Source organism: Phenylobacterium sp. GW823-FHT02A09 (assembly GCF_058797775.1).
Genome location: NZ_JBXAJZ010000001.1, coordinates 1,352,439 through 1,374,353 on the forward strand (window position 1 = coordinate 1,352,439; position 21,915 = coordinate 1,374,353).

Genomic DNA, 21,915 nt, shown 5'->3' on the forward strand with positions numbered 1-21,915 from the left:
TGGGCTCCCGGTTCAGGACTGCGGTTCGATGGCCGGCTTCAGCAGCCGGTAGTGAAGACGCCCGTACCAGACCAGGGCGTTGACCAGGCCGATGACGACGATTGTCAGGATCGCGCCGGCCGAAGCGGCCAGGGCCATCATCCCGACGCCGGCCAGCAGAGCGGCGATCGGGCCGCCGGGCGGGCCGAGGAACGGTCCAGCGGCGAACACCACGCCGCCGGCGACGAACACGCCGATGGCCGCGACGATCAGGCCGAACAGCACCCCGCCGACCGTCATCAGGATCGGCAACAGGATCAGGATATCGATGGCGCCGAGGCCGAGGACCGCGAAGATCGCGCCGGCCGCGGAGGTGGGATTGCGCTGCTCCTCCCACTTCTTGAGGCCGCTCTCGGCGCGCAGCTCACGGGCCAAGCGGGCTGGATCGCCCAGCGCCTCGGCCACCTCCTCCTCGGTTCGGCCGGCGGCCGCGCCCTCGGCGAAGTGGGTTTCGTAGTCGGCCACGGCGTCCTTGATGGCGGCCGGCGGCAGGCCCGAAAGGCCCAACCGCAGCCGATCGATGAAGGCCTGACGGTTCATTGGGCGTCTCCAAGGATGTTGTCGACCGCACGGGAAAACGCAGCCCATTCCGCCTTTTGCGCGGTGAAGCTCGCCTTTCCGGTCTCGGTCAGCTTGTAGTATTTGCGCGGCGGCCCGGCCGGGCTCTCGACCAGATAGGTCTCGACCAGCCCGTCGCTCTGCATGCGCCGCATGAGCGGATAGATCGTTCCCTCACCCATATCGATCCCCTCGGCCAGGCGGCTCGCGATCTCGTAGGCGTAGCTGTCGTGGGAAGAGAGCAAGGCGAGCACGCAAAGCTCGAGCACCCCCTTCTTCAATTGGACTTGCACGGTTTCCGGCACGGCGGACCTCCAGTTCGCCTATCGTGTATCGCACGGTAGTGATCACTACAAGGTAGCTTGCATTACATCTTAGTAAGCTTGAGCGGTGGCCTCCATCGGCAGGTTGTCCGATAGTCCTTCCATGATCCGCACCATCGCCGCCGTCCTCACCCTGTCGCTCGCCTTCCCCGCCCAGGCCGCCAACTGGCGCGCCCTCGATCCGGACAACACGCTGGTGATCGAGACCAGCAAAGGAGTTGTCGTGGTCGAGATGCGGCCGGACTTCGCGCCGAAGGCGGTCGAGCGGGTCAAGCTGCTGGCGCGCGAGGGCGTCTATGACGGCCTGCAGTTCCACCGGGTGATCGAGCACTTCGTCGACCAGACCGGCAATCCCAACAACAAGGACGGCGGGGTCTCGCAACACCCGGACCTGCCGCCGGAGTTCACGTTCCGGCTGAAGGCGGGCGCGCCGGCCAAGGTCGTGGTCCGCGCCAGCGACAGCCTGGCAGGTTTCGTCGGTTCCGCGCCGTTCGAGGCCGCCTCCGACCTGGAGGCGCAGCGCGACGCCGCGCTCGGGCGGCGGGCCTGGGGCGCCTACTGCCCGGGCGTCGCCGGCATGGGCCGTCAGGCCGGCGAAGGCACCGCCAACTCCGAAATCTTCTTCATGCGCGCCGCGAGCCGACGGCTGGATCGCAGCTATACGGTCTGGGGCCGCACGGTGGTCGGGCTCGACGTCATCCGCGCCGTGGCGGTGGGCGAGCCGCCCGCCAACCCCGACGTGATGCGCAAGGTTCGCGTCGCCGCCGACCTGCCGGCCGCCGAGCGCCCCAAGATCGAGGTGATGGACGAGCACGGCGCAGCCTTCGCCGCCCTGGTCGACGAGGTCCGCCGCGACAAGGGCGCCGACTTCTCGATCTGCGACATCGAGCTCCCGACCCGGCCCATTCCCTAGGCGAATGACTTGCGCGCCAATCGATTGCCGAAAAGTCGCGCGACCCGGCGAGCGAGCGTGGCTATGAGCGCTCTCAGGCAGAGGAGATGCGCATGGTCGCCTGGACGGACTGGATCGCCTTCGGACTGATCGCCTTGGGCATGGCGCTGACGCCCGGCCCGAACATGATCTACCTGATCTCGCGATCCATCTCGCAGGGCAAACGCGCGGGCCTCGTCTCGCTGGCCGGCGTGGCGCTGGGCTTCATCTTCTACATGCTGTCGGCGGTGGTCGGATTGACGGCGCTGGTGATGGCCATTCCGCTGGCCTACGACGCCCTGCGGATCGGCGGGGCGATGTACCTGGCCTGGCTGGCCTGGAAGGCGCTGAAGCCGGGCGCGGCCTCGCCGTTCGAGGTCCGGGCGCTGGAGCCGCATTCCGACGCCAAGCTGTTCGCCATGGGGCTGTTCACCAATCTGCTGAACCCGAAGGCGGCGGTGCTCTATCTGTCACTGCTGCCGCAGTTCATGCATCCAGAGCGCGGCGGCATGCTGCTCCAGGGCGTGGTGCTGGGCGCCACCCAGATCGCCGCCAGCGTGGCGGTGAACGGGGTGATGATCCTGGCCGCCGGCTCGGTCGCCGGCTTCCTGGCCGCCCGGCCGACCTGGGCGATGATCCAGCGCTGGATCATGGGCACGGTGCTAGGCGGGCTGGCCGTGCGCATGGCGCTGGACTCGCGCCGCTAGCCAAGCGGAACCGTAGGCGGCGCGCGGCCGTTCGGATGGCACCCCACGAACGGAGCTCCCCATGCGTATCGCCCTGCTCTCCCTGCTGACCGCCGCCGCCCTCGCGCCCGAGGCCCTGGCCCAGACCGGGCGCGGCCCGCTGGGCCTGACCGCCGAGCAGCTGGACGACGCCGACCTGCTCGACCCGCAGGGGCGTGAGATCGGCGAGGTCGAGAACCTGATGTTGGGGCCCAACGGCGATGTGGTCGGGGTGGTGCTGGAGATCGACCAGCGCTCGCCCAAGCCCGACCGACGGGTGCAGGTCGAGCTGTCGAGCCTTCGGGCCGTCGCCGACCGGACCGATCCCGGCGAGTTCAACGTCCAGAGCAGCCTGACCCGCGACCAGCTGCTGGCCCTGCCCGAGGCCCGCTAGGCGAGAACCGGCGCGGCCGCGGTCTGGCGGCGGATCATCAGCGAGGCGACCGCCGCCACCAGCGCCGCGACGCCGGCCAGAACGAAGGCCTCCAGATAGCGGCCCTGGGCGGCGCGGATCACGCCGGCGGTGATCGCCGCCGTCGCCGCGCCGGCCTGGTGGCCGGCGGCGATCCAGCCGAACACGATTGGACCGTCATGCTCGCCGAACGCCTCAGTCGCCAGCCGCACGGTCGGCGGCACTGTGGCGATCCAGTCGAGGCCGTAGAACACCGCGAAGATCCCCAGGGCGACGATCGAGAAGTCGGTGAACGGCAACACCATCAGCGAGAGGCCGCGCAGGCCGTAATAGACGAACAGCAGCTTGCGCGGGTCGTAGCGGTCGGTGAGCCAGCCCGAGAGCGTGGTGCCGATCAGGTCGAAGATCCCCATCACCGCCAGCAGCGTCGCCGCCCGGGTCTCGGGCAGGCCCTGGTCCGAGCACATGGCGATCATGTGCACTCCGATCAGGCCGTTGGTCGTCAGGCCGCAGACGAAGAAGCCGCCGAACAGCAGCCAGAAGGTCCGGGTGCGGGCGGCGCGGAACAACGCCCCGAACGCGCCGCGCAGGGCGCCGCCGGCCGGCGTCGGCTGCGGGGCGACATAGCTGTCGCTCGCGCCGTAGGGCTTCTGGCCGATCGCGGCCGGGGCCTCGGGCAGCAGGAACCAGACCACTGGGGCGAGCACGGCCATGACCGCGGCGATGGCCAGCACCACCGGCCGCCAGCCGCCGGCCTCGGCCAGGGCCGCCATGCCGGGCAGGAAGATCAGCGAACCGGTGGCCGCCGAGGCGCTGAGCAGGCCCATCATCAGACCGCGCCGGGCGACGAACCAGCGGTTCACCACCGTCGCGCCCAGCACCATCGCCACGGCGCCGGAGCCGACGCCGGAGATCACGCCCCAGGTGGCGACATAGTGCCAGGGCTGCGTCATCAGCGACGAGGCCGCGGTCGAGGCCGCCATCACCGCCAGGGCCAGGGTGACCGTGCGGCGTACGCCGAACGACTGCATCAGCGCCGCGGCGAAGGGGCCGGTCAGTCCGTAGAGGAAGATGCCGACCGCGGCGGCCATCGAGATCGTGCCGCGGTCCCACTGGAAGGCGCGTTCGAGCGGCAGCATCAGGACGCCCGGCGCCGAGCGCAGTCCTGCCGCGGCCATCAGGGCGATGAACACCGCCGCGACAGCCACGAAGGCATAGTTCTGGCCAAAGGGTCGGGGGCGCGCTATCGTCATGTTACTGACCTGTAAGTTTCATCGCCGATATACGTACCGGTCAGTTACATCGTCAAGCGAACTTCCATGTCCGAGCCGAACAAACCCGCCCTGCGCGCCGCCGACAAGATCCGCGAGACCGCCCGCGAGCTGTTCTATCGCGAAGGCATCCGCGCGGTCGGCGTCGACGAGATCGTCGCCAAGGCCGGCGCGACCAAGCCCAGTCTCTATCGCGCCTACAAATCCAAGGACGAACTGGCCGCCGCGGTGCTGCGCGAGGGGGCCGACACCTTCTGGGGCCGCTTCGAGACGGCGGTCGACGCTCATCCCGGCGCCCCGCGCGCCCAGGTGCTGGCGTTCCTCGAGGGCCTGGCCGAGCGGGCCCGGCAGCCCGAGTACCGCGGTTGCCCGCTGAGCAACGCGGCGGTGGAGTATCCTGAGGCCGGCCACCCTGCCCGCCTCACGGCCCAGGACTTCAAGACGCAGGTGCGCGCGCGGCTGCGCGGAATGGCCGCCGAGATGGGCGCGGACGATCCGCAGGCCCTGGCCGACGCCCTGATGCTGGTGTTCGAGGGCGCCTATCTGAGCAGCCAGCTGTTCGACGAGAACCGGCCGACCGCCGAGGCGCCGCGCGCGGCAGCCTGCCTGATCGACGCCTATACGCGCTAGCGGTTCATAACTTAGGGTCGCACCATGTCGCCGAGCACGATCAGTGAGAATTCCCAGATCAGGACGCCCCCCAAAGAAGTTACGGCCATCTCCCGGTTGAACGGCGTGCAATCGATCCTGGAAGTCTGCCTACGGGTGACTGGTATGGGCTATGGCGTCATCGCCCATGTCACCGAGGATAGGTGGTTGGCCTGCGCGGTGCTGGACGAGATCGACTTCGGCTTGGGCGTCGGCGGCGAGCTGCCGATCAAGTCGACGCTCTGCAACGAGGTGCGCCAACGCCGGGAGGTGATTGCGTTCGACCATGCCTCGGTCGATGCCGCCTGGCGCGACCATCATACGCCCAAGGCCTACGGTCTGGAGAGCTACATCGCTGTGCCTATCGTGCTGGCCGACGGCGAGGTCTTCGGCACGCTCTGCGCCATCGATCCCAACCCAGCCCCCGCCTCGAAGCCATCGACGATCAAGATGTTCGAACTGTTCGCGCAGATGATCTCGGCGCAGCTGTCCAGCGAGCGCGAGCTGGCCGCCTCGCAGGTCGCCCTGGTCGACGCCCAGGCGACCGCCGAACTACGCGAGCAGTTCATCGCCGTCCTCGGGCACGACCTGCGCAATCCGCTGGCCTCCATCGAGGCCGCGGCGAGCCTATTGGAGCGGCGCGCAACCGGTCCGGACGTGCCGCGCATCCTCTCGGAGATGAAGCGCTCAACCGGGCGCATGGAGCGGCTGATCAGCGACGTCCTCGACTTCGCGCGGGGGCGGTTGGGAGGGGGACTGGCGGCCACGCGGCGGCCAGCCGATCTGTCGCGCACCTTGCCCCCCGTGATCCAGGAATTGCAGGTGGCTCACCCCGATCGGCTGATCGAATCCGACATCGCCGTGGACGGGCTGATCAACTGCGACCCTGACCGGATCGCGCAGCTGGCCTCGAACCTGCTGGCCAACGCCCTCGCCCACGGCGATGCTGACATTCCGATCCGTGTAAGGGCGGCGATCGAACGTGACACCTTCGTGCTTTCCGTGCGCAACGGCGGGACACTGAAGCCCGAGGTTCGGACTGGCCTGTTCCGCCCGTTCAGCCGCCGCCATAGCGGCGAGGTCAGGGACGGCTTGGGCCTGGGCCTCTACATTTCGCAGCAGATCGCCGCCGCCCACGACGGCGCTTTGTCGGTGACGTCGAGCGAAGGCGAGATCCAGTTCGAATTGCGGATGCCGGTCATCTAGGCCGGCCTATCGGGCCGCCTGGTAGACCACCTTGCCGCCGACGATGGTCATGACCGCGTGGGCCTTGGCGATGTCGGCGAACGGCGCGGTCATCAGATCGACCGAGAACACCGAGATGTCCGCATCGCGGCCGACGGCGAGCTGGCCCAGCTCGTTCTCGCGGAAGCCGGCATAGGCCGAGCCACGGGTCAGCATCTCCAGCGCCTGGGCGCGGGTGACGGCCTCGTCCAGATGCCAGTCCGGTCCGGCGAAGCCCTTCAGGTCGTGGCGGTAGGCGGCGGCGTAGAACTCCACCAACGGATCGCCCTTCTCGACCGGCGCATCGGAACCGCCGGCGACGACGGCGCCCGACTTCAGCAGGCTCTCCCAGGCATAGGCGCCCTTCAGGCGTTCCGGACCGAGACGCGCCGGCGCGAAGTAGAGGTCGCCGATCGCATGCGAGGGCTGCATCGAGGCGACGACGCCCATCTGCGCGAAGCGCGGCAGGTCCTCGGGGGCCAGGATCTGGGCGTGCTCGACACGCCAGCGCGCGGCCTTCAGCGCGGCCGGGTCGCCCGCGAAGGCCTGTTGGTAGGCGTCGAGGATCACCCGGTTGCCGCGATCGCCGATGGCGTGGACGGCCATCTGCGCCCCCGACTTGCGCGCCTGGGCAAGGATGGCGTCGACGGTCTCACGCGGAGTGACGATCAGGCCGGTCCCCTCGGCGTCGGAATAGGGCGCGAGCAGCGCCGCCCCGCGCGATCCGAGCGCGCCGTCCATGAACAGCTTGACCCCGCGCACCCGCACCAGCCCGGTCGGGTCCTGCGACGGCCCCTCGGCCAGCACCTTCTGGGACGCAGCCTGGGACATGTAGTTGTCGATGCGGACCGGCAGTTCGCCGCGGGCCGCCAGCTCCTGCTGGATCGCCACCTCGTCGGCGCCGACGCTCATGTCGTGCAGGCCGGTCCAGCCGCGCGCGGCGTAGACCCGCGTGCCGCGTCGGACCGCCTCGGCCTGGGCCGCGCGGCTGGGCGGCGGAACCTTGGCGCGGACCAGACCCATGGCGTTGTCGATCAGCATGCCGTCGGGCTCGCCCTTGGCGTCCTTCAGGATCTGACCGCCGGCCGGCGCGCCGGTGTTCGCGTCGATCCCGGCCAGCTTCAGCATGGCGGTGTTGGCGACCAGGGCGTGGCCGTCGGCGCGGGTCAGCACCACCGGACGGTCGGGCGCGGCGCGATCGAGATCGGCGCGGGTCGGGAAGCGCTTCTCCGGCCAATGGGTCTCGATCCAGCCGGCGCCGGAAATCACGTCGGAGCCCGGATTGGCCGAGGCCCAGGCTTTCAGCCGGGCGACCAGGGCCTCGATGGATTCCGCCCCCTCGAGATTGAGGGTCATCTCGCGAAAGCCGATGCCGGCCAGGTGGGCGTGGGAGTCGACGAAGCCGGGATAGGCGGCAGCGCCCTTGAGGTCGAGGTCGCGAGCGCCCGGCGCGGCCGCGCGGGCGGCGTCGAGGGCGCCGGCATAGGCGACCTTGCCGTCCTTGACCGCCAGGGCCTGCACCACCGCATCGCCGGTGTATATCGGGCCGCCGTGCAGCAGGAGGTCCTGCGCCGAGGCCGGCGCCGCCAGGGCCAGGCCGGCCGCCACGATCAAAGTTTGCAAAGCCGCGCGCATGTTTCCCCCAGTGAATCGCCGCGCCCATTGATCGACGATCCGCCAGCGCGCGCAAACGCCTTCGCACACTATGGTCACCCGCCCAGGAAGCGGCCACAGTGAAGTCATGACTCGGGGGGATGCAGGTCGGCCGGCATGGTCGAGCGCGCGCTTAGGCTACGGCCTGCTGGCGGCGGCCGCGATCGTCGTGGCGCTGGTCTATATCGACCGCGTTTTCCTGGAAGCGCCGCTCTATGCCGGCGCCGAGAGCACCCATCTGGTCCGCGCCTTGTTCGGCAAGACGCTGGCCGCGCGGCCTGACCTGCTGCCGCAGGCTCAGAGCATGGGCGACACCCTGTTCGGCCTGCTGATCCGCGCGCTGACCTACGCGACGCAGAACCTGCTGCCCTGGCTGCGGATCCTTGGCGCGGCGGCCTATTTCGGGGGACTGGCCCTGGCGCTGGCCAGCGTGCGGACGAGCCTGGACCGGCCAGGCTGGATCGCCGCGGCGCTGGTCGCCCTCGCCTATCCCTACTACCGCTTCGCCGCCGCCGCGCTGCCCGAGGGCTGGTACGTCCTGCTGCTGGGCGCAGCCGTGCTGGCGACGGCGCGGCTCTATGGTCCACGGCCGATGGCTCACGCCGCCCTGGCCGGCGTTTTGGTCGGGGCCATGACCCTGCTCAAGCCGCAGGGTCCAGCGCTGGGGATCGCCCTGCTGCTCCTGGCGGTCGTCGACCTGCTGCTGGGACGACGGGACCTGCGCATCTTCGTGGGGCGCATCGCGGTGCTGGCCGCGGCGTTCCTCGCCAGCGTGAACCTGTTGCAGTTGGCCGCCGACCAGGCTTCGAGCGAGCCGCTGAGCTTCTATCTGGAGCATCGCTATGACGGGCTGCTGGCCGGCGCCGTCACCCCGGAGGGCTGGATCGCCGGCGCGCGCGGACTGGTGGCGATGGCCGCGGGCTGCGTGGTGCTGGCCGGAATTCCGGCGCTGACCGGCCTGCTGCGGGTGGAGATGCGCTGGCGCTGGCACCGCGGGCGCGGCCGCTTCTTCCTGACCCCGCACGAGGCGAGCTTCCTGCTGGTGCTGTTCACGGCGGCCGTGACGCTGGTGCTGACCGCCCTCTTGGCCACCGGCGAGGCGGCCAATCCGAGCCGCATCTGGGGGCGGCAGTTCGAGGCGCTGATCCCGGTGCTGTGGATCGCCGCGGCCCCGTTCATCGGCGAGTTCGACCGCGCGGGCGGGCGCTGGTGGCGGCTGGCCATGGGCGCGGTCCCGGTGGTCGGCCTCGCGGCGCTGGCCGCCTGCCTGCTCGGCGGCGTGGTGCCGCGCGCCTGGGACGCCGCGGCGCTGAGCGCCTTTTCGCTGGAGGCTCCGCTCGCCGCCTGCCTGGCGGGCGCGATCATCGTTGCGGCTGGCGCGGCGACCGCCTTCCGCAACTGGCCGGTGATGAGCGTGTGGCTCGCCGCCTTCGCCGCCCTGGCGCTGCTGTCGACGGCGTTGGACGCCCGCTGGGAGCGCGCCGCCGCCGCCGAGCGCAGCGCGCTGGGCCAGGACCTGACCGCCGCCGCGGCGATCGTCGAGCAACGCCCCGGCGGCGTGGCGCTGATCGCGCAGGACCCGATCCAGGCGCGGCTCGCCTATCTGCGGCTGAGGGCCCGGCCGATCACCGTGCTGAGCGCTCGGGCCGCCGCGCCGCTCGCCGAAATCGACACCGTCGTCACCCTCGGCTCGCGGGCCCCCGGACCCGATTGGCGGGTCGCCTTCCATGGCGCCGAGGTGACGGTCTATACCCGTCAAACGGGGCCCGCCGCCTCGCCGCGCGCATCGGTCGCGGGCGGTGGAGGACTTCTGTCGGAGCCAGGAAGCAGCTAAGAGCGCGCAGAATCATCGCGCCGCCGCGGCCGCGACACGAAGGACACGGACGGACAGATGCTGACCTGGTTCCAGGCCTTGATGCCTAAGGAATTGAAATTCTTCGACCTCTTCAGCGCCCACGCCGAGAAGCTGGTGGAGGGCGCGACCGCTCTGCGCGAGGTCCTCCAGGGCGGCGACGGCGTCGCCGAGGCCTGCGCCCGCGTCGTGGCGCATGAGGACGCGGCCGATGCGATCACCCGCGAGGTGCTGCTGAACGTCCGCCGCTCGTTCATCACTCCGTTCGACCGCAGCGACATCCAGGACCTGATCACCTCGCTCGACGACGCGATCGACCAGATGCACAAGACGGTGAAGGTCGTCAGCCTGTTCGAACTGCGCGAGTTCGAAGACCCGATGCGGGAAATGGCCGACATCATCGTCGAAGCCGCGGTCCTGACCCGCGAGGCCGTCGGGCTGCTGAGCAACATGCGCCAGAACGTGACGCGGCTGAGCCAGCTGACCGAACAGATCACCCACATCGAGGATCGCTCGGACGCGATCTACGACGCCGGCCGCAAGGCGCTGTTCCTGGCCCACCGGCATGACGACCCGATGGCGTTCGTCGTCGGCGTCGACGTCTACAGCCACCTGGAAAAGGTCATGGACCGCTTCGAGGACGTGGCGAACCGCATCAGCGGCATCGTGATCGAGCAGGTCTAGGCGCGTGGAGCTCCTTACCGGCTACGGGCCGCTGCTGATCTTCCTGATCTTCGTCGCGCTGGCGTTCGACTTCCTGAACGGCCTGCACGACGCGGCCAACTCCATCGCCACCATCGTGGCGACGCGGGTGCTGCCGCCCTTCATCGCCGTGGCCTGGGCGGCGTTCTTCAACTTCATCGCCTTCCTGTTCTTCGGCCTGCACGTGGCCAAGACGGTGGGCGCGGGCCTGGTCATGCCGGAATTGATCAGCGACGGGCTGATCTTCTCGGCGCTGATCGGGGCGATCGGCTGGAACCTGCTGACCTGGTGGGCGGCGATCCCCTCTTCGTCCTCGCACGCCCTGATCGGCGGGCTGGTCGGCGCGGGCATCGCCAAGGCCGGCATGGGCGCGGTGATGTGGGGCGGGCTCTCCAAGACCCTGTTCGCGATCGTGCTGTCGCCGGCCACCGGCTTCGTGCTGGCGCTGATCCTGGTGCTGATCGTCTCGTGGCTGTTCGTGCGCTTCACGCCGTTCGCCGTCGACGGGGTGTTCCGAAAGCTGCAGTTCGTCTCAGCCTCGCTCTATTCGCTGGGTCATGGGGGCAACGACGCCCAGAAGACCATGGGCATCATCGCCGCGCTGCTGATCGCGCACGGCCTGGGCCCGAGCGACGGCGAGTTCCACGTGCCGCTGTGGGTGGTGCTGTCCTGCCAGGCGGCGATGGGCCTGGGCACGCTGTTCGGCGGCTGGCGGATCGTCCACACCATGGGCTCGCGGATCACCCGCCTGACCCCGATGCAGGGCTTCTGCGCCGAGACCGGCGGGGCGATCACCCTGTTCGCCGCCACCAGCCTGGGCGTCCCGGTCTCGACCACCCACACCATCACCGGCGCCATCGTCGGCGTCGGCGCGGCCAAGCGGGTCTCGGCGGTGCGCTGGGGCGTGGCCAAGGAGATCGTCACCGCCTGGGTCGTGACCCTGCCGGCGGCGGCGATCATCGGCGCCCTGACCTACTGGGCGGCCGGGCGGTTCATGGGCTAGAGCCCTTCCCACTCACGAGGGATCATCGTGGGTGGATAAGAATGGCCCTGAACTCAAAAAACTCGACCCTGTTCTTCCCGATTGGCTTGGTTCAAGCCAATCGGGACAGGGTCTAGTCGTCGACCATGGCGCGGGCGGCGACGTCCGCGGCCGGGTCGAAGTCGGCGCGGGGATAGTCCTTCCCGCGCTTGACCGTCAGGGTGATGGTCCGCAGCGCGCGGATGTCCCGGCTCGGATCCTGGCCCGTGAACACCAGATTGGCGAGCTTGCCCGCCTCGATGGTTCCGAAGTCCGGGGTCTTGCTGACGGCGAGCGCGCCGTTGCGGGTCGCCGCGACGATCGCCTGCATCGGCGAGAAACCGGACTTGTCGACCAGCAGCTCCAGTTCCTCGTAGAGCGCCGGATAGGCGGCGGCGGGGTTGGAGAAGCCGTCGGTGCCGGCCGAGATCGTCACCCCAGCCTTCAGGGCCTGGGCGGTCAGCTGGGCGGCGAGCTGCGTCGAGCAATAGGGCTTGCTGGGCCGGCCCTTCATCGCTTCGTAGATGCGAACCGTGGCGTCGAGGACCACGCCGTCCTGGCGCATCGTGGCCAGCAGCGGGGCGATCTGCGGGTTCACGCCCTTGCCGAACTTCTCCTCCTGGACCGCCGCGCGGCGATGATAGCCGGTCGGGATCTGGTCGGAGACCTGGTAGGCCAGCATGCAGACGTGGCTGACGCTGTCGGGCCGCGCGGCCAGAACCTCCGCCGGGCTTGCCGGGAAGACCGCGCCGTGGGTCCAGACCAGGAGCCCCTGGCGGTGAGCCTCGGCGGTGATGCGCGCGACCTCCTCGCCGGGCAGGTTCGCGTAGATCTTGATGGCCGTGGCGCTGGTTCCCTTGGCCTCGGCCACCGCCTGGCGGATGTCGGTGTCGGGGCGGATGGCCTGCATCCAGGGGACCTGGCCGCCGACCGCGCCGAGCGAAGCGGCGCCGACGCGCGGATCGTCGAAGAACGACGGACCGGCCATCAGGGCGGCGTAGTGGATGTCGGGACCGGGGATCTCGCCGATGCGCGTGGCGCGGGCCAGATCGGCGATGTTGCGCAGGTCGTCAGCCATGTCGCGGGTCGAGGTGATCCCGCTGTAGAGGTCGCGCTTGAGCTGGGCCTCGGCGAAGCGGCGGTTCGGCGGCGTGGCCAGGTGCTGGTGGCTGTCGGTGAGCCCGGGCAGCACATACCTGCCGGTCATGTCGACGACGCGGGTCGTCGGCGCCAGCTTGAAGGCGATCTCGCCTTCCTTCCAGACGCGCTCGATCCGCTCGCCGCGGACGAGGATGTTCATGCCCGCGCGGGCCGGCCCGCCGGTCCCGTCGATGAGCGTGACGTTGCGATAGACGGTCTGGGCCTCGGCCGGCGGCTCTTGGGCGAGCGCGGCGGCGGGCGAGAGGGCGAGGACGGCGGCGAGCGCGGTCAGGCAGGAGCGGATCATGCCCCTGCCCTAGCCGTCTCGCCGGCCCGCCTCAACGCCTAAGCGTCAGCGGGGAAGCTTGCTGGTCCCCATCAGGTACTCATCGACCGCCTGGGCGCACTGACGGCCCTCGCGGATCGCCCAGACCACCAGCGACTGGCCGCGACGCATGTCGCCGCACGAGAAGATGTTGGCCGAGGTGGTCTTGTAGTCGCTGACCGGCGCCTTGACGTTGCCGCGCGGGTCGAGCTCGGCGCCCGACTGGGCGATGAACTCGTTGTGGCGCGGGCCGACGAAGCCCATGGCCAGCAGCACCAGGTCGGCCTTGATCAGGAACTCGCTGCCGGCGACTTCCTGCAGCGACTGGCGGCCGTCGGCGCCCGCGACCCATTCGACGCGGACGCATTCGACCGCCTCGAGCTTGCCGTCCGAGCCGATGAAGCGCTTGGCCGAGACCGCGAAATCGCGCTCGCAGCCCTCTTCGTGGCTGGACGAGGTGCGCAGCTTCAGCGGCCAGTCGGGCCAGGTCAGCTGCTTGTTCTCGCGAACCGGCGGCTGCGGCATGATTTCCAGCTGGGTCACCTGGACCGCGCCATGACGGTTCGAGGTGCCGATGCAGTCGCTGCCGGTGTCGCCGCCGCCGATCACGACGACATGCTTGCCGGTGGCCGAGATGCCGCCGGCCGGGGCCGCGCGCAGTTCGTCGTCGCCGGCGTTGCGCTTGTTCTGCTGGGTCAGGAAGTCCATCGCGAAATGGACGCCGGCCAGCTCGCGGCCCGGGATCGGCAGGTCGCGCGGATCTTCCGCCCCGCCGGCCATGACCAGAACGTCGTAGTCGTCGAGCAGGCGCTGGACCGAGACCGTCTTGCCGACCTCGAAGTTGGTCCGGAAGATCACGCCCTCACCTTCCATCTGCGCCACGCGGCGGTCGATGAGGTGCTTCTCCATCTTGAAGTCCGGGATGCCGTAACGCAGCAGGCCGCCGATCCGGTCGTTCTTCTCGAACACGGTCGGAGCGTGGCCGGCGCGGGCCAGCTGCTGGGCGCAGGCCAGGCCCGCCGGGCCCGAACCGACGACGGCGACGCGCTTGCCCGTGCCGCGCGGCGACATCTGCGGCTTGATCCAGCCTTCCTGCCAGCCGCGGTCGACGATCTCGCACTCGACGGTCTTGATGGCGACCGGGGTGTCGATGATGTTCAGGGTGCAGGACGCCTCGCAGGGCGCCGGGCACACGCGGCCGGTGAACTCCGGGAAGTTGTTGGTCGACTGGAGGTTCTCCAGCGCCGTCTTCCACTGGTCGCGATAGACCAGATTGTTGAAGTCCGGGATCTGGTTGTTGACCGGGCAACCCTGGTGGCAGAACGGAATCCCGCAGTCCATGCAGCGCGCAGCCTGCTTGGACACGTCCGCCGCCGGCATGGGGTGGACGAATTCCTTCCAGTTCTTCAGGCGCTCCTGCGGCGCCTCGTAAGTACGTTCCTGGCGCTCGATCTCGAGAAAGCCGGTGACCTTACCCATGATGCTGTCCTCCGACTTTCAATCTATTCCGCGGCCACGGCCGCAGCCGCTTGCCGCTCGGCCGCCATTTCCTGCAGGGCGCGGCGGTAATCCTTGGGCATGACCTTCACGAACGAGCCGAGGGTCTGGTCCCAGTTCTCGAGAATCTGACGCGCGCGCTCGGACCCCGTGTAGAGGTGATGGCGCTCGACCAGGATGCGCAGGCGCTCGGCGTCGAAGCGCAGCACGTCGCCCATGCCGTTGTTGTCGACCGACAGCGAGCGCTGGCTCGGGCGGAACGGCTCGTCCTCGCGGGTCGCCGGGGCCGACGGCTCGACCTTTTCCAGGTCGACCATCGCCTTGTTGCAGAGGTCGGCGAAGCGGCCCTTCGGATCGTAGACATAGGCCACGCCGCCGGACATCCCGGCCGCGAAGTTGCGGCCCGTGTCGCCCAGCACGACCACCACGCCGCCGGTCATGTATTCGCAGCCGTGGTCGCCCACGCCTTCGACGACGGTGACGGCGCCGGAGTTGCGGACGGCGAAGCGCTCGCCGGCCACGCCCTGGATGTAGGCCTCGCCGGCGATGGCGCCGTAGAGCACCGTGTTGCCGGCGATGATGTTCTGGGTCGGGTCGCGACGCGCCTCGGCCGGCTGGCGCACGACGATGCGGCCGCCCGAGAGGCCCTTGCCGACATAGTCGTTGCCGTCGCCGGTCAGTTCCAGCGTCACGCCGCGGGCGGCGAAGGCGCCGAAGCTCTGGCCGGCCTGGCCGCGGAACTTGATGGCGATGGTGTCCTCAGGCAGGCCGGCATGGCCGTAGCGCTTGGCCACCTCGCCCGAGAGCATCGCGCCGGCGGTGCGGTTGATGTTCTTGATCGCGTACTCGAGCAGGACCGGTTCGCCCTTCTCCAGCGCCGGAGCGGCGTCGGCGATCAGGGTGTTGTCCAGCGCCTTGCCCAGGCCATGGTCCTGGCGGTCCATGTTCCAGAGGCCCTTGGCCCCTTCCGGAGCCGCGGCGTAGAGCAGCTTGGAGAGGTCGACGCCTTCGGCCTTCCAGTGGTCGACGGCGTCGCGGGCGTCGAGGCGGTCGACGCGGCCGACCATCTCGTTGACCGTCCGGAAGCCGAGCGAAGCCATGATCTCGCGCAGCTCTTCGGCGACGAAGAAGAAGTAGTTGATCACGTGCTCGGGCTGGCCGGTGAAGCGCGCGCGCAGCACCGGGTCCTGGGTCGCCACGCCCACCGGGCAGGTGTTCAGGTGGCACTTGCGCATCATGATGCAGCCGGCCGCGATCAGCGGGGCGGTCGCGAAGCCGAATTCGTCGGCGCCCAGCAGTGCGGCGATGGCGACGTCACGGCCGGTCCGCAGGCCGCCGTCCGCCTGGACGGCGACGCGGGTGCGCAGGCCGTTCAGCAGCAGGGTCTGTTGGGTCTCGGCCAGGCCGATTTCCCAGGGCGAGCCGGCATGGACCAGCGAGGTCAGCGGCGAAGCGCCGGTGCCGCCCTCGAAGCCCGAGATGGTGATGTGGTCGGCGCGCGCCTTGGCGACGCCCGCGGCGACCGTGCCGACGCCCACTTCCGACACCAGCTTCACGGAGATGCGGGCGCCTGAATTGACGTTCTTCAGGTCGTGGATCAGCTGGGCCAGATCCTCGATCGAATAGATGTCGTGGTGCGGCGGCGGGCTGATCAGGCCGACGCCCGGCGTCGAGTGACGGACGCGGGCGATGTTCTTGTCGACCTTGTGGCCGGGCAGCTGGCCGCCCTCGCCGGGCTTGGCGCCCTGGGCCATCTTGATCTGGATGTCGTCGGCGTTGACCAGGTACTCGGCGGTGACGCCGAAGCGGCCCGAAGCCACCTGCTTGATGGCCGAGCGCATGGAGTCGCCGTTCGGCAGCGGCTTGAAGCGGTCGGACTCTTCGCCGCCCTCGCCGGTGTTCGAGCGGCCGCCGATGCGGTTCATGGCCACGGCGAGCGTGGTGTGGGCTTCACGGCTGATCGAGCCGAAGCTCATCGCGCCAGTGGCGAAGCGCTTGACGATCTCGCTGGCCGGCTCGACCTCCTCGATCGGGACCGGGGTCTCGTTGAAGTTGAAGCGCATCAGACCGCGGATGGTCAGCAGCCGCTCGGACTGCTCGTTGATGCTCTCCGCAAAGCCGCGATAATCGTCCGAACGGCCGCCGCGCACCGCGTGCTGCAGCTTGGAGACGCTTTCCGGCGTCCAGGCGTGCTGCTCGCCGCGCAGGCGGAAGGCGTAGTTGCCGCCGACGTCCAGCATGGTCGCGTAGATCGGATTGTCGCCGTAGGCGTCACGGTGACGGCGCACCGACTCCTCGGCGACCTGGGCCAGGCCGATGCCCTCGATCGTGGTCGCGGTGCCGGTGAAGTACTTCTCGATCAGCTCCGACGACAGGCCGACGGCGTCGAAGATCTGGGCGCCGCAATACGACTGGTAGGTCGAGATGCCCATCTTGGACATGACCTTCAGAACGCCCTTGCCGATCGCCTTGATGTAGTTCTTGCGGACGTCGTAGGCCGAGATCGTGATCCCCTCGCGGACGCGGAGGTTCTCGAGGGTCTCGAAAGCCAGGTACGGGTTCACCGCTTCGGCGCCGTAGCCGGCCAGGACGCAGAAGTGGTGCACTTCGCGCGCTTCGCCGGTCTCGATCACCAGCCCGGTCTGCATGCGCAGACCCTGGCGGATCAGGTGATGGTGCACGGCCGCGGTGGCCAGTGCGGCCGGGATCGGGATGCGGTCCGAGCCGACGCGGCGGTCCGACAGGATCAGGATGTTCTTGTCGGCCAGAACGTTGTCGGTGGCCTCGCGGCACAGGCGCTCGATCGCCCGCTCCAGGCCCGCAGCGCCCTCGTCGGCCGCCCAGGTGGTGTCGATCGTCGCGGTGCGGAACGAGCCGTCGAGCAGTTCGCTGATCGAGCGGATCTTGGACAGATCCTCGTTGGTGAGGATCGGCTGCGAGACTTCCAGGCGCTTGTGAGTGCCGGCGTGACGGCCGAGCAGGTTCGGGCGCGGACCGATCATCGACACCAGGCTCATGACCAGTTCCTCGCGGATCGGGTCGATGGGCGGGTTCGTGACCTGGGCGAAGTTCTGCTTGAAGTAGTCGTAGAGCAGCTTCGAGCGCTTGGAGAGCACGGCGATCGGAGTGTCGGCGCCCATGGAGCCGATCGGGTCTTCGCCGGTGGTCGCCATCGGCGCCAGGAAGAACTGCTCGTCCTCCTGGGTGTAGCCGAAGGCCTGCTGACGATCGAGCAGCTGGGCCGCATCGTTCGACAGCGCCTCGTTGAAGGCGATCTCGGGCAGCTCTTCCAGCTTGAACTGGGTGTCGCTCAGCCAGTCGGCATAGGGCTCGGCCTCGGACAGGGAGCGCTTGATCTCCTCGTCCTCGATGATCCGGCCTTCTTCCATGTCGATCAGCAGCATCTTGCCGGGCTGCAGACGCCACTTGCGGACGATGCGCTCCTCCGGAACCGTCAGCACGCCGACTTCCGAGGCCATGATCACATGGTCTTCGTCGGTGATGATGAAGCGGGCCGGACGCAGGCCGTTACGGTCGAGGGTGGCGCCGATCTGACGGCCGTCGGTGAAGGCGACGGCGGCGGGGCCGTCCCACGGCTCCATCAGGGCGGCGTGGTACTCGTAGAAAGCCTTGCGCTTGGCGTCCATCAGCGGGTTGCCGGCCCAGGCTTCCGGGATCAGCATCATCACCGCGTGGGCCAGCGGATAGCCGCCGGCGACCAGCAGCTCGAGCGCGTTGTCGAGGCAGGCGGTGTCCGACTGACCATGCGGGATCAGCGGCCACATCTTGTTGAGGTCGGGCCCCAGCAGATCGCTTTCCAGCGTGCGCCGGCGGGCGTTCATCCAGTTCACGTTGCCGCGGACGGTGTTGATCTCGCCGTTGTGGGCGATGAACCGGTACGGGTGCGCCAGCTTCCAGGACGGGAAGGTGTTGGTCGAGAACCGCTGGTGAACCAGGGCCAGCGCCGACTCGCAGCGCTCGTCCAGCAGGTCCTGATAGAAGGTCCCGACCTGGTCGGCGAGCAGCAGGCCCTTGTAGACCACGGTCCGCGTCGACAGCGACGGCATGTAGAGGTCGGCGATGCTGGGGATGCCATGCTTCACGGCCAGTTCCGCCAGCGGGTTCTGGGTCTGCTTGCGGACCGCCAGCAGCTTGCGCTCGTGCGCGTCCTGGCTGCGGATGTTCGGGCCGCGGCCGATGATCGCCTGACGGATGACCGGCATGTCGGCGAGCACGGCGGCGCCGAGGCCGTCGAGGTTCACGGGCACGTCGCGCCAACCCAGCAGCGGCTGGTGCTCGACCTTCAGGAAGTGTTCGAACTGCGCCATCACGACGTCGCGCGCGGCGTCGTCGCTGGGCAGGAAGCACATGGCGACGGCGTATTCGCCGGCCGGCGGCAGATCGACGCCTTCCTTGGACGCCCAATCACGGATCAGCGCGTCCGGAATCTGAATCAGAATCCCGGCGCCGTCGCCGACCAGCGGGTCGGCGCCGACGGCGCCGCGGTGATCCAGGTTAATCAGGATCTCCAGACCGGCGGACACGACCTCATGCGATTTGCGGCCTTTAATATTGGCCACAAAGCCCACGCCACACGCGTCGTGTTCGTTGCGCGGGTCATAAAGACCCTGCCGCTCGGGAGCTCCCATGAGGATACCTCGCTCTCAAAACTCAGGCACGCAGCAGGGCCGGCATTCGGCGACCGTTGTTGCGCGCAAATTCGGCGCGCATTTACCCGGCAAGATCAGCCCTTGTCGATGGGCCTGCGCGCCTCGAATTGAAAAGATTTTCTAAGGTGCGACGTCTAGTAGCAACTTATCGGCGTCTCGCGCGGCATTGCAGCCAGTCAGGACCATGGCCGTAGAAAGCTCGGCGCGCAGGGTTCCCAGCATCTTGGCGACCATCGGCCGGCCCCCTGCCCCCAGGGCGTAGGCCCAGGCGCGGCCGATGAAGCAGGCCTTGGCGCCGAGACTGAGGGCCTTGAGCACGTCCAACCCCGAGCGAATCCCGCCGTCCATAAGGACTTCGAGGTCGTTTCCGACCGCGTCGACGATGGCCGGCAGCGCCGAGATCGACGAGCGCACGCCGTCCAGCTGGCGGCCGCCGTGATTGGAGACGACGAGCCCTTGAGCCCCGGCGCGGACAGCGTCGCGGGCGTCCTCAGGATCGAGCACGCCCTTGATGACGATCGGCCCGTCCCAGACCTCGCGCACGAAGTCGAGATCCTTCCAGGTGACCGATCGATCAAAATTCTTTGCGATCCAGCTGAGGAAGTCGGTGACGCTGCGCCCCTGGGGAATCGCTCCGGCCACCGAACCCAGGCTGTGCGGGCGGCCGTTCAGCCAGACGTCCCACAGCCAATCGGGGTGAGTCACGCCCTGCCAGGCGGTGTTGATCGCGCCGGAGACCGCGGTCGCGCCGGTGAAGCCGGAGCGGACGTCCCGATAGCGCGCGCCGGGCAGCGGCAGGTCGACGGTGAACACCAGCACCGGACAACCGGCGGCCTTGGCGCGGGCCAGCAGCTCGCGCATGTAGCCGCGATCCTTGAGCATATAGAGCTGGAACCAGGGCGGCGCGCCTGACTCGGCGACCTCCTCGACGGAACAGACGCCGACGGTCGACAGGCAGAACGGAACGCCTGCTGCGGCGGCGGCCTTAGCGGCCTGGACCTCGCCGCGACGGGCGTACATGCCGGCCATGCCCACCGGCGAGAGCCCGATGGGCATGGTCATCTTCTGGCCGAGCACCTCGACCGACATATCGAGCTGGGTCATGTCGCGCATCACCCGCTGGCGCAGGGCCAGGGCCTCGATATCGGCGACGTTCCGCTCGAGCGTGACCTCAGCATAGGAGCCGCCGTCGATGTACTCGAAGAACATCGCCGGCAGCCGCCGTCTGGCCAGCTCGCGATAATCGGCGACCGATGCCGGCTTCATGGAACGTCCCCCCTGTACTTGTGGCCAAGGCTACGAGGAGTCGCTACGCAGAGCGCATGAGCAATCTGCGTGTCTGGATGTCCGCCGCCGCGATCTGTGGCTTTCTTGCCGTCGCTTTCGGGGCCTTCGCCGCGCATGGCGTCACCGATCCCAAGCCCAAGGAATGGATGCATACGGGCGCAACCTACGCCTTCCTGCACGCATTGGCAGTGTTCGCGTCAGCAGCCGTGGTCAACGCGGGCGGGCGGCTGGCGCGCGTGGCGCCGCCGATCTTCCTGAGCGGGGTCCTGATCTTCTCGGGCAGCCTGTTCGCGATGGCGCTGGGCGCGCCGCGCTGGTTCGGGGCGATCACGCCGATCGGCGGCGTGCTGTTCATGGTCGGCTGGGCGATCCTCGCCTGGGCCGCGCTGCAGAAACCTCAGAACTGAGCGCGCTTCGGCAAGGCCAGGACGCGCAGCGCCACGGCCGAGCCGATCACCGCCAGCGCCATGACCACGGCCATCGGCCGCGGCGTGCCGTCGTGGAACGCGCCTGACAGGCTGGCCGCCAGGGCCCCGACGCCGAACGAGGCGCCGCCCATCAGGGCCGAGACCGAGCCGGCCCGCCGCGGATCGACATTGAGCGCCCCGGCCATGGTGTTGCCCTGCATGAAGCCGTAGCTGGCCAGCAGCACGAACAGCAGCGGCAGGATGCTCCAGCGCTCGCCGAAGCCGGTCAGGGCGGCGATCGCCAGGGCGATAGACGCCAGCACGGCGGCCTGGCTGGCCCGCTCCAGCACCTCGTCGGGGGTGGATCGGCGCAGCAGGTAGCGATTCACCTGGCTGGCGCCGATGATCGCCGCGGCGTTGAGGCCGAACACCCAGCCGAAGTGCTGGGGCGAGATGCCGTAAGTCCCGATCAGCAGGTCGGGCGAGGCCGAGATGTAGGTGAACAGCGTCGCGCCGTTCAGCGCGCCCGCCAGGGCGTAGCCGACCAGGCGCGGCTGGCGCAGCAGGGCCAGATACGCCTTCAGCGGATTTTCGGACGCGGCCTGGGCGGCGGTCTCGTCCGAGCGCGATTCCTTGAGCCAGAGCAGGGTCGCCGCGCCGCAGGCCAGGCCGAACACCGCCAGCGCCCAGAAGTTCAGCCGCCAGCCGCCGAGCGTCAGCAGCAGGCCGCCCAGCATCGGCGCGAGGATCGGCGCCAGCCCCATGATCAGGGTCATCAGCGACAGCATCCGCGCGGTCTCGGTGTGGGTGAAGCGGTCGCGGACCACGGCGCGGGCCACGACGCCGCCGGCGCAGCCGCCGAGCGCCTGGACGAACCGGGCGGCGACCAGCATGTCGCCGGAGGTGGCGAGCGCGCAGGCGACCGAGGCGGCGACGTAGATCGCGACGCCCAGCAGGATCGGGCCGCGGCGGCCGAAGCGGTCGGAGGCCGGGCCGTAGAAGAACTGGCCGATCGCCATGCCGGCGAAGAATGCAGCCACCGTGCCCTGGGTCTGGGCCGCGCTCGCCCGCAGGTCGGCGCCAATGGCCGGCAGGCTGGGCAGGTACATGTCGATCGACATCGGCGCGAAGGCGGTCAGCGCCCCGAGTAGGAACACCAGGCCCCAGGGCGTGCGGTCGACGGCGGCTTGCTGAGTGGTCATCGCCCCCTTCTAGCGTCATTCGCAGCGA

General features: G+C 69.3%; 18 protein-coding genes. 9 read left to right on the plus strand and 9 right to left on the minus strand.

Annotated elements, in window-relative coordinates:
- Positions 1 to 12: 12 nt before the first annotated feature.
- Positions 13 to 579 (minus strand): DUF1700 domain-containing protein, encoded by a 567-nt coding sequence (locus tag AC1Q87_RS06955; protein WP_492608235.1) that lies wholly within the window; start codon positions 577 to 579, stop codon positions 13 to 15.
- On the minus strand, positions 576 to 902 hold the full coding sequence (locus AC1Q87_RS06960) for a PadR family transcriptional regulator (RefSeq protein ID WP_492608236.1): 327 nt from the start codon (positions 900 to 902) through the stop codon (positions 576 to 578). The genes AC1Q87_RS06955 and AC1Q87_RS06960 overlap by 4 nt, the downstream gene beginning before the upstream one ends.
- Before the next feature lie 121 nt (positions 903 to 1,023).
- Between AC1Q87_RS06960 and AC1Q87_RS06965 the strand changes: the two genes are divergently transcribed.
- The 3 genes from AC1Q87_RS06965 (at position 1,024) to AC1Q87_RS06975 (ending at position 2,970) form a co-directional block, all read left to right on the plus strand.
- The gene (locus AC1Q87_RS06965; RefSeq protein ID WP_492608237.1) at positions 1,024 to 1,833 is read left to right on the plus strand and encodes a peptidylprolyl isomerase; all 810 of its coding nucleotides are present in this window, start codon (positions 1,024 to 1,026) and stop codon (positions 1,831 to 1,833) included.
- 92 nt (positions 1,834 to 1,925) lie between these two features.
- The gene (locus tag AC1Q87_RS06970; protein ID WP_492608238.1) at positions 1,926 to 2,558 is read left to right on the plus strand and encodes a LysE family translocator; all 633 of its coding nucleotides are present in this window, start codon (positions 1,926 to 1,928) and stop codon (positions 2,556 to 2,558) included.
- Between the two features lie 61 nt (positions 2,559 to 2,619).
- Complete coding sequence (locus tag AC1Q87_RS06975) at positions 2,620 to 2,970, plus strand: hypothetical protein (protein WP_492608239.1); 351 nt, start codon at positions 2,620 to 2,622, stop codon at positions 2,968 to 2,970.
- Here AC1Q87_RS06975 and AC1Q87_RS06980 read toward each other — a convergent pair.
- Positions 2,967 to 4,241, minus strand: a complete 1,275-nt coding sequence (locus tag AC1Q87_RS06980) for an MFS transporter (protein WP_492608240.1) — start codon at positions 4,239 to 4,241, stop codon at positions 2,967 to 2,969. The genes AC1Q87_RS06975 and AC1Q87_RS06980 overlap by 4 nt on opposite strands.
- Before the next feature lie 66 nt (positions 4,242 to 4,307).
- On the opposite strand from AC1Q87_RS06980, the gene AC1Q87_RS06985 reads away from it, so the two are divergent.
- Positions 4,308 to 4,889, plus strand: coding sequence for a TetR/AcrR family transcriptional regulator (locus AC1Q87_RS06985; RefSeq protein WP_492608241.1), 582 nt, complete (start codon positions 4,308 to 4,310; stop codon positions 4,887 to 4,889).
- 105 nt (positions 4,890 to 4,994) lie between these two features.
- Positions 4,995 to 6,113 carry a GAF domain-containing sensor histidine kinase gene (locus AC1Q87_RS06990; RefSeq protein WP_492608242.1) on the plus strand — a complete coding sequence of 373 codons (1,119 nt, stop codon included), beginning with the start codon at positions 4,995 to 4,997 and terminating at the stop codon, positions 6,111 to 6,113.
- A 6-nt stretch (positions 6,114 to 6,119) separates the two neighbouring features.
- Here the strand turns inward: AC1Q87_RS06990 and AC1Q87_RS06995 are convergent, their stop codons facing one another.
- Positions 6,120 to 7,766 carry an amidohydrolase gene (locus AC1Q87_RS06995; RefSeq protein ID WP_492608243.1) on the minus strand — a complete coding sequence of 549 codons (1,647 nt, stop codon included), beginning with the start codon at positions 7,764 to 7,766 and terminating at the stop codon, positions 6,120 to 6,122.
- Positions 7,767 to 7,872: 106 nt separating this feature from the next.
- Between AC1Q87_RS06995 and AC1Q87_RS07000 the strand changes: the two genes are divergently transcribed.
- From AC1Q87_RS07000 to AC1Q87_RS07010, 3 genes are read left to right on the plus strand one after another with little or no spacing between them, the layout of a single operon-like run.
- On the plus strand, positions 7,873 to 9,618 hold the full coding sequence (locus AC1Q87_RS07000; protein ID WP_492608244.1) for a hypothetical protein: 1,746 nt from the start codon (positions 7,873 to 7,875) through the stop codon (positions 9,616 to 9,618).
- Between the two features lie 57 nt (positions 9,619 to 9,675).
- The gene (locus AC1Q87_RS07005) at positions 9,676 to 10,320 is read left to right on the plus strand and encodes a DUF47 domain-containing protein (protein WP_492608245.1); all 645 of its coding nucleotides are present in this window, start codon (positions 9,676 to 9,678) and stop codon (positions 10,318 to 10,320) included.
- Positions 10,321 to 10,324: 4 nt separating this feature from the next.
- A complete protein-coding gene (locus AC1Q87_RS07010; protein ID WP_492608246.1) occupies positions 10,325 to 11,341 on the plus strand; it encodes an inorganic phosphate transporter in 1,017 nt (338 codons plus the stop codon).
- Between the two features lie 112 nt (positions 11,342 to 11,453).
- Here the strand turns inward: AC1Q87_RS07010 and AC1Q87_RS07015 are convergent, their stop codons facing one another.
- From AC1Q87_RS07015 to AC1Q87_RS07030, 4 genes are all read right to left on the minus strand, one after another.
- Positions 11,454 to 12,806: an amidohydrolase family protein gene (locus tag AC1Q87_RS07015; RefSeq protein WP_492608247.1), complete on the minus strand. Its 1,353-nt coding sequence runs from the start codon at positions 12,804 to 12,806 to the stop codon at positions 11,454 to 11,456.
- Between the two features lie 45 nt (positions 12,807 to 12,851).
- Positions 12,852 to 14,303, minus strand: a complete 1,452-nt coding sequence (locus tag AC1Q87_RS07020; RefSeq protein WP_492608248.1) for a glutamate synthase subunit beta — start codon at positions 14,301 to 14,303, stop codon at positions 12,852 to 12,854.
- 23 nt (positions 14,304 to 14,326) lie between these two features.
- Positions 14,327 to 18,970 carry a glutamate synthase large subunit gene (gene gltB, locus AC1Q87_RS07025; protein WP_492608249.1) on the minus strand — a complete coding sequence of 1,548 codons (4,644 nt, stop codon included), beginning with the start codon at positions 18,968 to 18,970 and terminating at the stop codon, positions 14,327 to 14,329.
- 141 nt (positions 18,971 to 19,111) lie between these two features.
- Positions 19,112 to 20,257: an L-lactate dehydrogenase gene (locus AC1Q87_RS07030; protein ID WP_492608250.1), complete on the minus strand. Its 1,146-nt coding sequence runs from the start codon at positions 20,255 to 20,257 to the stop codon at positions 19,112 to 19,114.
- A gap of 56 nt (positions 20,258 to 20,313) precedes the next feature.
- Here AC1Q87_RS07030 and AC1Q87_RS07035 point away from each other — a divergent pair, with 56 nt between their 5' ends.
- A complete protein-coding gene (locus AC1Q87_RS07035; RefSeq protein WP_492608251.1) occupies positions 20,314 to 20,685 on the plus strand; it encodes a DUF423 domain-containing protein in 372 nt (123 codons plus the stop codon).
- On the opposite strand, the gene AC1Q87_RS07040 is transcribed toward AC1Q87_RS07035, so the two are convergent.
- Positions 20,676 to 21,887 (minus strand): multidrug effflux MFS transporter, encoded by a 1,212-nt coding sequence (locus AC1Q87_RS07040; RefSeq protein WP_492608252.1) that lies wholly within the window; start codon positions 21,885 to 21,887, stop codon positions 20,676 to 20,678. The genes AC1Q87_RS07035 and AC1Q87_RS07040 overlap by 10 nt on opposite strands.
- Positions 21,888 to 21,915 lie beyond the last annotated feature (28 nt).